Here is a 10,832-nt window from a genome sequence, read left to right as displayed (position 1 = left end):
CATGCGCGCTCATTTCCCTTTCCTTAAGCGCGCAGGTGCGGCGCTGCTGCTGGCTGCAAGCCTGACGGCTTGCGGCTTCCACCTGCGTGGCTCGAACGGCGCCTACAATATGCCGTTCTCCAGCATCTATCTGGCCTTCCCGGATACGTCGTCGCTGGGCAATGAGCTCAGGCGCAACCTGCGCGCCGGCGACCGCGTCGTGATCTCGCCGACCCAGCAGGGCGCCCAGGCGCGCTTCGAAGTCCTCTCCGAAGCGCGCAACAAGGCGGTCCTGTCGCTGAACAACCTGGGCCGCGTGCGCGAATACCTGCTGACCTACACGCTGGTGTTCCAGGTGCGCGACGCGACCGGCAACCTGCTGCTGGGACCGACCGAGATCGCGCTGCGCCGCAACCTCGCCTTCAGCGAAGAGGCCCTGCTGGCCAAGGAAGGCGAAGAAGCGCTGCTGTACCGCGACATGCAGTCCGACCTGGTGCAGCAGATCATGCGCCGCCTGGCCGCGCTCAAGCCGCCGGCATCGGTGCCCGCGGCCAGTACCGCCGGCACGACCAGCGCAACGAGCCCGGCGGGACAGTAATGCAATTGAGGCCTGAAGCGCTCGAGCCCCATCTGGCGAAGGGGCTGGCGCCGCTGTACGTGATCACCAGCGACGAGCACCTGCTGGCGCTGGAAGCGGCCGATAAAATCCGCCGCGCCGCGCGCGCGGCCGGCCACACCGAACGCGACGTGCTCACCGTCGAGCGCAGTTTCAAGTGGGGCGAACTGCTGGCGGCGAACCAGGCCTTGTCGCTGTTCGGCGACAAGAAGCTGATCGAATTGCGCATCCCGAGCGGCAAGCCCGGCAAGGACGGCAGCGCCGCCCTGCAGGCTTATGCGAAGGACCTCAGTCCCGACAACCTCACCCTGATCACGCTACCGAAGCTCGACTGGCAGACGGCCAAGGCTTCGTGGGTGGCGACGCTGCAGCAGGCCGCCGTCTACATCGAGATCCCGAACATCGAACGGGCGCAGCTGCCGGGCTGGATCGGCATGCGCCTGGGCGCGCAAGGGCAGAGCGCCGACCGCGCCGCGCTCGACTTCATCGCCGACCGCGTGGAAGGGAATTTGCTGGCCGCGCACCAGGAAATCCAGAAGCTGGGCCTGCTGCACGAGCCGGGCAAACTCAGCTTCGAGCAGGTGCAGGACGCGGTGCTGAACGTGGCGCGCTACGACGTCTTCAAACTGTCGGAAGCGATGCTGATGGGCGACCCGTCGCGCCTGGCGCGCATGCTCGAGGGTTTAAAAGGGGAGGGCGAGGCGCTGCCGCTGGTCTTGTGGGCCGTCTCCGAAGAAATCCGGACGCTGCTAAAATTGAAAGCCGGGATGGCGCAGGGGCGCCCGCTCGGCGCGCTGCTGAAGGAATACCGCATCTGGGGCCCGCGCGAACGGATGATGGATCCGGCCTTGCGCCGCATCTCCCTGCCTGTGCTGGAAGCTGCGCTGCAGGAGGCGGCTCAGGTGGACAAGATGGTCAAGGGATTAAGGGCCAAGGCCTTTGCGGGGGATGCGTGGGATGCGATGCTGCAGCTGGCGTTGAAGGTGGCCAGGTAGGGTGGGCACTCCGTGCCCACGCGTGACGCGTGCGCTGTGTTGGCCTTAATCGACGTCGCGTCTGTTCATCGTTCACGCGTGGGCACGGGGCGCCCACCCTACGCATATCTCACATTCTTCCCATGAACGTTTAACGCAAACGGAACCAACGATGGACATCACCGACTACATGCACACGCTGGGCCGCAACGCCCGCGCGGCGTCGCGCGCGATGGCGCGCGCCGATGGGGCGACGCGCAACCGCGCGCTGCTCTACATTGCCGAAGCCATCGAACGCGAAGCGGCGGCGCTCTCCGCCGCCAACCAGCTCGACCTCGACGCCGCCCGCGCCGCCGGCCTGGCGCCCGCGCTGCTCGACCGCCTGGCCCTGTCGCCATCGGCCATCACGACCATGGTCGAAGGCCTGCGCCAGATCGCGACCTTGCCCGATCCGATCGGCGAGATCTCGAACATGAAGTCGCGCCCGAGCGGCATCCAGGTCGGCCAGATGCGCGTGCCGCTGGGCGTGATCGGCATCATCTACGAAGCGCGCCCGAACGTGACGGTCGATGCGGCGGGCCTGTGCATCAAGAGCGGCAACGCGGCGATCCTGCGCGGCGGCTCGGAAGCGATCCACTGCAACCGCGCGCTGGCGAAACTGGTCACCGAAGGCCTGAATAAGGCCGGCCTGCCGCTGGACGCGGTGCAGGTGGTCGACACTACCGACCGCGCCGCCGTCGGCACCCTGATCACGATGCCGCAGTACGTCGACGTCATCGTCCCGCGCGGTGGCAAGGGGCTGATTGCGCGCCTGATCGAGGAAGCGACGGTCCCGATGATCAAGCACCTGGACGGCATCTGCCACGTCTACATCGACGACAAGGCGGATCTCGCGAAAGCGCTGCCGATCGCCTTCAACGCCAAGTGCCACCGCTACGGCACCTGTAATACGATGGAAACGCTGCTGGTCGCGCGTTCGATCGCGCCCACCGTGCTGCCTCAGCTGGCGGAGCTCTACAAGACCAAGGAAGTCGAGCTGCGCGCCGACGCCGAAGCGCAGGCGATCCTGGCCGGCTATCCGCACTTGAGCGCAGCCGTCGAGGAAGACTGGAGCACCGAATACCTGGCCCCGATCCTGGCCGTGAAGGTCGTGGCAGGCATCGAGGAGGCGATGGATCACATCGACCGCTATTCGTCCAAGCACACCGAAGCCATCGTGACCGAAGACTACAGCGCGGCGCTGCGCTTCCTGCGCGAAGTCGACTCGGCTTCGGTGATGGTGAACGCCTCGACCCGCTTCGCCGACGGCTTCGAATACGGCCTGGGCGCCGAGATCGGCATCTCGAACGACAAGCTGCACGCGCGCGGCCCGGTCGGACTGGAAGGGCTGACCTCACTCAAGTACGTCGTGTTCGGCCACGGCGAAATACGTAGTTAATAAAGGACCTGCATGTACCTCTGGATCAAAGCCTTTCACATCGTCTTCATCGCTTCCTGGTTCGCCGGCCTGTTCTACCTGCCGCGCATCTTCGTCAACCTGGCGCAGGAAACCGACGCCACCGCCACCACCCGCCTGCTGGGCATGGCGCGCCGCCTGTACCGCTTCACGACCATGCTGATGATTCCGGCGCTGCTGCTGGGTCTCTGGCTATGGCTGGGCTTCGGGATACAGGGCGGCTGGCTGCACGCGAAACTGGCGCTGGTGGTGCTGGCGATCGGCTACCATCATGCATGCGGTTCGATCCTCAAGAAGTTCGAGGGCGGCGTGAACAAGCGCAGCCATACCTGGTTCCGCTGGTTTAACGAGGTGCCGGTCGTACTGCTGATGCTGATCGTGATCCTGGTGGTCGTGAAGCCATTCTAATTTTTCGATCCAGAAGTCATCCGCGAGACGCGCCCGTGCGTTGAACGCGTGGAGTCGGGACTCCACCCTACGGTAGGGTGGAGTCCCGACTCCACGCGGTACACCGTGTGAGCATCACCGGCTCGTCCGCGAGAACACAACATTTTTTCGGCCGGCAGCGCAGGCGCTTCCGGCTTTTACTTTTTTATCAACGGACAAAGGGTACCCCCATGACCTCCTATTTTTGCCCCTGCCCACGCGGCATGGAAGCGGCGCTGGCCGAAGAACTCCTTGAAATCGCCCAGCAATACAGCCCGACACTGAAAGTCCACAACCAGGTGCCCGGCGGCGTGCACTGCTCGGGCACCCTGGTCGACTCCTACCGCATCAACCTGCACTCGCGCATCGCCTCGCGCGTGCTGATGCGCATGGGCCAGCGCAGCTACATGAACGAGAACGACATCTACGACCTCGTGCTCGAGCAGCCCTGGGAAGACTGGTTCGGCGTGCACCACACGATCCGCGTCGACGTCACCGCCGTCAAATCCCCGCTGAAGAGCCTCGAGTTCACGACGCTGAAAATCAAGGACGCGATCTGCGACCGCTTCCGCGACCAGTTCAACAAGCGCCCGTCGGTCGACACGCGCGAGCCGGACATGCGCATCGTCGGTTTCCTCGACCAGCGCAACTTCATCATCTACCTCGACACCTCGGGCGAAGCGCTGTTCAAGCGCGGCTGGCGCGAAGAGACGGGCAACGCGCCGCTGCGCGAGAACCTGGCCGCCGGCATGCTGCGCGTATCGGGCTGGAAGCCGGGCGTGCCCCTGTTCGACCCGATGTGCGGTTCGGGCACGATCCTGATCGAGGCGGCGCAGATGGTGCAGGGCATCCCAGCCGGCGCGCGCCGCCGCTTCGCCTTCGAAAAATTCGCCGACTTCGAGCGCGAAGCCTGGCAGGAGATGAAGGCGGCCATCAAGGCCAATCCGCTGCCGAGCGAGCCGACCATCTTCGGCTCCGACATCTCGGGCGACATGGTCGCCATGACCCGCCATAACCTCAAGATTGCCGGCATCCTGTTCGACGTGCCGCTGAAGCAGATCGAAGCCCAGCACGTGAGCCCGCCGGTCGAGGGCCCCGGCATCCTGCTGACCAACCCGCCCTACGGCGAGCGCATCGGCGTGCGCGGCGACTCGACGATGCCGCAGGACGAGATGGCGGTGAGTTTTTATTCGGCGCTCGGCACCACCCTGAAGCAGCGCTTCGCCGGCTGGACCGTGTTCCTGTTCACGGCCGACCTGTCCCTGCCCAAACTGCTGCGTTTGAAGGAAGCGCGCAAGACCCCGTTCTTCAACGGCGCCCTGGAATGCCGCCTGTTCCGCTTCGACATGGTGGCCGGTTACAACCGCCGCGAAGAAGCCAAGCCGAAGACGGACCAATAACAGGACCGAACCGATGCTGCCACCGTCCGACCCCGACCAGCTGCCGAAAGACCCCGTCGTCCCGGTGCCGCTCCCGGCCCCGCACAAGATCGTCATGCTCTCCGCAGGCGGCCTGGCGACCCTGCTGGCCGGCCTGTCGATGCTCGGACCGTTCTCGATCGACGCCTACCTGCCGGCCTTCCCGCAGATCATGGCGAATTTGCACGCCTCCTCGATCGAGGTGCAGCAGACGCTGACGGCCTACATGCTGGCCTTTGCCGGCATGGTGCTGTGGCACGGCGCGCTGTCGGACGCCTTCGGCCGGCGTAACGTGATCCTGGTGGCGCTGGTCGTGTTCGCGATCGGCACCTTCGGCTGCGCGGCGGCGTCCACGGTCCACTACCTGTGGGTGTTCCGCATCATGCAGGGCGTGTCGGCGGGGGCGGGCGTGGTGGTCGGGCGCGCCATCATCCGCGACCTGTATTCGGATGCGCCGGCGGCGCGATTGCTGTCGATGGTAACGATGATCTTCTCGATCGCGCCGGCCCTGGCGCCGGTGCTGGGCGGCTGGATCGTCACCTGGTTCGACTGGCGCGCGATCTTCCTGGCCCTGTGCGCCTACACGGTGCTGCTGGGCTGGGTATGCTGGAAGCACCTGCCGGAAACGGTGCCGCCCGCGCGGCGCCAGCCCTTCAATCCGCGCTTCCTGGCGCAGAGCTACGGCGCCATCTTCAGCTCCTTCCTGTTCCACATGAAGGCGGGCGTCACGGCCCTGAACTTCGCCGGCCTGTTCCTTTACATTACCGCGTCGCCCGTGTTGCTGCCCGAGCACCTGGGCCTCGGCCCCTCCCAGTTCGCCTGGCTGTTCGTGCCGACCGTGAGCGGCATCTTCCTCGGTTCGATGGCGGCCAACCGCATGGCCGGAAAGAAGAGCTTCGAAAGCCAGATCCTGCTCGGTTTCGCTTTCATGCTGGGCGCCGTGGCATTCAATGTCGCCTACCACCTGCAGTATCCGCCGGCACTGCCGTGGACCGTGCTGCCGATGTTCTTCTTCACCTTCGGCAGCTCGATCATCGCGCCCGGCGCCACCCTGCTGGCGCTCGACCTGTTCCCGCACATCCGCGGCACGGTCGCCTCTTGCCAGTCCTTCGTCTCGACCCTGCTGGGGGCCGTGGTGGCCGGCGTGATCGCGCCGGCGCTGTCGCATTCGGTACTGGCCCTGGCGCTGGGGCAGGCGGGCTTTGCCCTGCTGGCGCTGGCCTTCTGGACCACCTCGCGCCACTACCGGCGCATTCAGGCACGCAAGCGCCAACAACCCTGACCTGATTGCCAGGCGGCAAGTCGACAATACTTTATTGACTGCGAGGCAATAAAACGTCCCACGTATGCATCATTCATGAGGCAAAGTACACACTTTTTACAGAAAGTATTGTTCCCGATCAGAAATGTATATATGCTAAGACGGCTTTTTATTTCTGAATCAAAACACGTTTTATCCTCTTGATTCGGAGATGCATGAATGTCATGTTGTGGTAGCTCTGTCATCTGGAGCGCCACCCCGAAACCTCGTTCAGTGGCGTCCTCGCTTGAGACAATGCACCAACCAGACCAGGATATCCGCAATCGCCTGCTGATTGCCCGGCTGCCGGCGATGCCGCAGATACTCGTGAAATTGATCGAGCATCTGCAGGCCGACGACCTGGGCATGCCGGAGCTGGCCGCCCTGATCGCCAACGACGCGGGGATGACGGGGAAACTGCTGGCCGTGGCCAGCAGCTCGGCCTACCACCGCAACGTGCGCGGGGTGAACCTCGAGCAGTCGCTGGTGGCGCTCGGCACCGACATGATCAAGACGCTGGTCATCAGCGATTCCGTATTCCAGACCTTTAACAGCTTCCCCCATTCGGGCAGCACCGACCTGCGCGCCTTCTGGAAGCGCTCGCTGGCCGCGGCCGTGATCGCGCGCGACGTCGCGCGCCGCATCGACTACCCGCATCTCGAAGAAGCCTATCTCGCCGGCCTGCTGCACAATGTCGGCCGCCTGGCCCTGCTGGCCACGGCGCCCAAGGAATACGCCTATAACTTCACCGCGCGCGACGACGAGGACCTGTGCGCCGTCGAGCAGCGCACGCTGCAGATCACCCATGCCGAAGCGGGCGCCTGGCTGGTCGAGCGCTGGCAGCTCGATTCCTTCCTGGCCGACGCCGTCCTGTACCACCACGAGTCGAGCGAGCGCCTGGAGTCTGCCCATCCGCTGATCCGCATCGTGCGCCTGGCGCACCTGATGTCGCACCATCCGGAAGACCGCACGGCGCTGGCCGACGGCGCCGCCCTGTGCGGCCTGGACGAGGGCGAACTCGATGCCATGCTGGCCGGCGCCGCGCGCCAGGTCGACAAGGCCGCGATCCATCTCGGCATCGACCTGGCCGGCGCCGACGACATTCCCACGCCGCCCGCCTACGTGGCGCCGGTAGTCGACCCGGTCCAGCAGCGCCTGCAGGAAGAGGTGCGCAACCTGGTGCTGGTGTCGGAAGTGGGGCAGACCTTCGCGCGCCAGCAGGGAGAATCCGACCTGCTCGAATCGATGACGCGTTCGGCGCGCATCCTGTTCGACTTCGACAACACGGTGATCCTGCTCGAGAACCCGACCGGCCAGATGCTGATCGGCGCGCCCGGCGGCGGCACCCAGCGCATCGCGGAATTTGCGATCCCGCTGAACAAGGGCGGCCCGATCGCCGGCGCCGCCTTGGCCCGCCGTACCGCCTACATCGGACGCGAAGGCCAGCCGCTCGGCCTCGCCGAGGAACAGCTGCTGCGCATGCTCGGCACCGACAGCCTGGTCTGCCTGCCGCTGGTGGCCGGCAACCGCTGCCTGGGCGTGATGGTAGGCGGGATCAAGGCCTGGCAGGTGCCCGGCTGCCAGAAGCGCGAGCGCTTCATGCAGTCCTTCGGCGCCCAGGCCGCCACCGCGCTGGAAACGGCGCTATCGGAACGCGGCAACGCGCGCCGCCAGCTCGCCAGCGTGGCCGACGAATACCGCGAAGCCTCGCGCCGCGTGGTGCACGAGGTGAACAACCCGCTGTCGATCATCAAGAACTACCTGAGTGTCCTCGACAGCAAACTCGCGCGCCAGGAACCGGTCGCCACCGAGATGTCGGTGCTGAACGAAGAGATCGACCGCGTCGGCCAGCTGATCGGCAGCCTGGCCGAGCTCAAGCCGGAAATCGGCGGCCCGCGTCCGCTCGACGTCGCCAAGGTCGCCGAGGACGTGGTGCGCCTGTTCCGCGCCGGCCAGTTCGTGCCCCCGAACGTGCAGATCGCCACCTCGCTGGGCGAGGACGCGCGCCTGGTCGAAGGCGAAGCCGACCTGCTCAAGCAGATCCTGGTCAACCTCGTGAAGAACGCGGTCGAGGCCCTGGGCGGCAGCGGCGGCGGGCGCATCGAGATCGTCAACCGCGGCCATGTGCACCGCGAGCGCAAGCTCTACGTCGAACTGGCCGTGCTCGATAACGGCCCGGGCCTGGCGCCGGAGGTGATGGCGAACCTGTTCTCGGCCGTGCGCAGCACCAAGGATGGCGCGCACCGCGGTCTCGGCCTGTCGATCGTGCACGGTCTCGTGAAAAAACTGAACGGCCAGATCGCCTGCCGCAGCGGCAGGGGCGGCACCGCATTCGAAATTCTGCTGCCGGCATGGTCCGGCGCCAGCGCCGCGCCGGCCTTGACGGCGCGCGCCTTGGGTTCTGTATAAGGTCATGATGAACGAGTATCGCGTCAACGGGGATCCGGCCTTGTCCATCGCGCATGGAGAGGGCGCGCAGCTGCCACGCCTGTTACTGGTCGACGACGAGCCGCGCCTGCTCGCCTCGCTCTACGAACTGCTGCGCGACCGCGGCTACGACCTGACGACGGCCAGCTCGGGCAGCGAAGCCATCGCCCACCTGTCGCGCAGCCGCTTCGACCTGGTGCTGCTGGACTTGCGTCTGCCCGACATCGGCGGCCACGAGATCATGGACTTCATGAACGAGCGCGCCGTCGGTTCCGACGTGATCGTGATGAGCGGCGAAGTCGGCATCGACGCGGCCATCGGCGCGCTGAAACGCGGCGCCTACGACTACCTGCGCAAGCCCTACAGCCGCGAAGAGCTGCTCAAGACCGTGGGCAATGCGCTCGAACAGCGCCGCCTGGCATCGAGCAACGTCCTCATGGCCCAGCAGCTGGAAAACTCCGAGAAGATGTACCGCTACCTGGTCGACAGCTCGCCGGACATCATTTATACGCTGAACCACGAAGGCCGTTTTACTTTCGTGAACGACCGCGCCTACCAGTTACTGGGATTCTCGCGCGATGAGCTGATCGGCAAACACTACTCGATCCTGGTGCACGACGAAGACCTGGAGCGCGCGCGCTACGTCTTCAACGAGAGACGGGTGGATGAGCGGGCATCGCGCAACGTCGAGCTGCGCCTGAAGTGCCGCGGCGCCAAGAGCAACAGCGGCGACCGCACCTTCAACAACACCCTGATGACGATCTCGCTGAACTCGATCGGCATGCACGTGCCCGACAGCGAAGTGCAGAAGCTCGAGTTCTTCGGCACCTATGGCGTCGCGCGCGACATCACGGACAGGAAGCGCGCCGAAGAGGTGATCTCCTACCAGGCCTACCACGACATCCTGACCGACCTGCCGAACCGCATCCTGTTCAAGGACCGTCTCGGCCTCGCGGTGATCCAGGCCAAGCGCAAGCTGACCGAACTGGCCGTGATGTTCATCGACCTCGATCGTTTCAAACTGGTGAACGATACACTCGGCCACGTCAAGGGCGACGAGCTGCTGCAGCAGGTGGCGGTGCGTTTAAAGGATTGCCTGCGCAAGGGCGATACGCTGGCGCGCCAGGGCGGCGACGAATTCACCATCGTGCTGCCGGAACTGCGCGACCGCGACGACGCGCGCATCATCGCCGACAAATTCCTGGAAAGCCTGCACCGTCCCTTCGACCTCGATGGCCACGAAGTGCACATCTCGGCTTCGATCGGCATCGCGATCTATCCGGGCGACGGCGAATCGATCGACGAACTGCTGCGCCATGCCGACATCGCGATGTACCAGGTCAAGGCGCTCGGCAAGAACGGCCACAGTTTTTACCACGACTCGATGCTGGACGTGTCGCACCAGAAGATCGCGCTGGAGCAGGCGCTGCGCCGCGCGCTCGAGCACAACGAGCTGGAGATGTACTACCAGCCGCAGATCGATTCGACCAGCGGACGCATCGTCGGCGCCGAAGCGCTGATGCGCTGGAACCATCCGACGCGCGGCCTGCTGTCGGCCGGCGAGTTCCTGCCCTTCGCGGAAGAGAACGGCCTGATGCTGCCGATCTCGGACTGGATGATCGGCGCCCTGTGCCGCGACATGCTGCAATGGAACCTGGCCAGCGGCCAGGCGGTGCGCCTCTCGCTGAACCTGTCGCCGCAATACCTGGACCGCGGCGACTTCTTCGAGAAGATGCGCGGCGCGCTGGTGCGCTATGGGATCTCGCCGGGCCAGATCGAAGTCGAGATCACCGAGAACATCTGCATCCGCAACCCGCAGTACGCGATCGAGCAGCTGAATAAACTGTGCCAGCTGGGCGTGTCGGTCGCGATCGACGACTTCGGCACGGGTTACTCGTCGCTGTCCTACCTGCACCGCTTCCCGATCCACACGATGAAGATCGACCAGTCCTTCGTGAAGGAGATCCACGATCCGGACGGTCACTATCCGGTGATCCTGGCGATCATCTCGATCGCGCGCGGCCTGAACCTGCACCTGGTGGCCGAAGGCGTCGAGACCGAGACGCAAGCCAACTACCTGCGCGCCAACGGCTGCGAGACGATGCAGGGTTATCTGTTCCACCGCCCGATTTCGCTGTCCAGCTTTATCGGCGTGCTGCGCGCCCAGGCGCCGGCCACGCTGCCGGCAAGCGGCCACGGCGCCGTGTTCCCCGCACCGCGCGCGCTGCGCGCCTGA

General features: G+C 65.4%; 8 protein-coding genes. All 8 read left to right on the top strand.

Going from position 1 to position 10,832, the window contains the following annotated elements; all coding sequences use genetic code 11:
* The first annotated feature begins 1 nt into the window (after position 1).
* The 8 genes from ACFPQ5_RS19950 (at position 2) to ACFPQ5_RS19915 (ending at position 10,832) form a co-directional block, all read left to right on the top strand.
* Positions 2 to 577 carry an LPS-assembly lipoprotein LptE gene (locus ACFPQ5_RS19950; protein WP_379759874.1) on the top strand — a complete coding sequence of 192 codons (576 nt, stop codon included), beginning with the start codon at positions 2 to 4 and terminating at the stop codon, positions 575 to 577.
* Positions 577 to 1,590 (top strand): DNA polymerase III subunit delta, encoded by a 1,014-nt coding sequence (gene holA / locus ACFPQ5_RS19945; RefSeq protein WP_379759871.1) that lies wholly within the window; start codon positions 577 to 579, stop codon positions 1,588 to 1,590. Before ACFPQ5_RS19950 ends, holA begins: the two co-directional genes overlap by 1 nt.
* 151 nt (positions 1,591 to 1,741) lie before the next feature.
* Entirely contained in the window at positions 1,742 to 3,007 is a 1,266-nt protein-coding gene (locus tag ACFPQ5_RS19940) for a glutamate-5-semialdehyde dehydrogenase (protein ID WP_379759868.1), read from the top strand.
* Between the two features lie 12 nt (positions 3,008 to 3,019).
* Positions 3,020 to 3,433 (top strand): CopD family protein, encoded by a 414-nt coding sequence (locus ACFPQ5_RS19935; RefSeq protein WP_379759865.1) that lies wholly within the window; start codon positions 3,020 to 3,022, stop codon positions 3,431 to 3,433.
* 209 nt (positions 3,434 to 3,642) lie between these two features.
* Positions 3,643 to 4,851: a THUMP domain-containing class I SAM-dependent RNA methyltransferase gene (locus tag ACFPQ5_RS19930; RefSeq protein ID WP_379759862.1), complete on the top strand. Its 1,209-nt coding sequence runs from the start codon at positions 3,643 to 3,645 to the stop codon at positions 4,849 to 4,851.
* Between the two features lie 13 nt (positions 4,852 to 4,864).
* On the top strand, positions 4,865 to 6,151 hold the full coding sequence (locus tag ACFPQ5_RS19925) for a multidrug effflux MFS transporter (RefSeq protein ID WP_379759859.1): 1,287 nt from the start codon (positions 4,865 to 4,867) through the stop codon (positions 6,149 to 6,151).
* 273 nt (positions 6,152 to 6,424) lie between these two features.
* Positions 6,425 to 8,578 (top strand): HDOD domain-containing protein, encoded by a 2,154-nt coding sequence (locus ACFPQ5_RS19920; RefSeq protein WP_379759856.1) that lies wholly within the window; start codon positions 6,425 to 6,427, stop codon positions 8,576 to 8,578.
* 7 nt (positions 8,579 to 8,585) lie between these two features.
* Positions 8,586 to 10,832 (top strand): EAL domain-containing response regulator, encoded by a 2,247-nt coding sequence (locus ACFPQ5_RS19915; RefSeq protein WP_379760177.1) that lies wholly within the window; start codon positions 8,586 to 8,588, stop codon positions 10,830 to 10,832.

This window comes from Massilia suwonensis, from assembly GCF_042655665.1.
GTDB lineage: Bacteria > Pseudomonadota > Gammaproteobacteria > Burkholderiales > Burkholderiaceae_D > Telluria > Telluria suwonensis.
This window is presented reverse-complemented; position numbering and strand designations above follow the sequence as displayed.

Bases quoted from the DNA above. Each gene is read 5' to 3' on its own strand.
- ACFPQ5_RS19940 (WP_379759868.1), top strand. From the start codon at position 1,742: ATGGACATCACCGACTACATGCACACGCTGGGCCGCAACGCCCGCGCG.
- ACFPQ5_RS19930 (WP_379759862.1), top strand. From the start codon at position 3,643: ATGACCTCCTATTTTTGCCCCTGCCCACGCGGCATGGAAGCGGCGCTG.
- ACFPQ5_RS19950 (WP_379759874.1), top strand. From the start codon at position 2: ATGCGCGCTCATTTCCCTTTCCTTAAGCGCGCAGGTGCGGCGCTGCTG.
- holA (WP_379759871.1), top strand. From the start codon at position 577: ATGCAATTGAGGCCTGAAGCGCTCGAGCCCCATCTGGCGAAGGGGCTG.
- ACFPQ5_RS19920 (WP_379759856.1), top strand. From the start codon at position 6,425: ATGCACCAACCAGACCAGGATATCCGCAATCGCCTGCTGATTGCCCGG.
- ACFPQ5_RS19915 (WP_379760177.1), top strand. From the start codon at position 8,586: ATGAACGAGTATCGCGTCAACGGGGATCCGGCCTTGTCCATCGCGCAT.
- ACFPQ5_RS19935 (WP_379759865.1), top strand. From the start codon at position 3,020: ATGTACCTCTGGATCAAAGCCTTTCACATCGTCTTCATCGCTTCCTGG.
- ACFPQ5_RS19925 (WP_379759859.1), top strand. From the start codon at position 4,865: ATGCTGCCACCGTCCGACCCCGACCAGCTGCCGAAAGACCCCGTCGTC.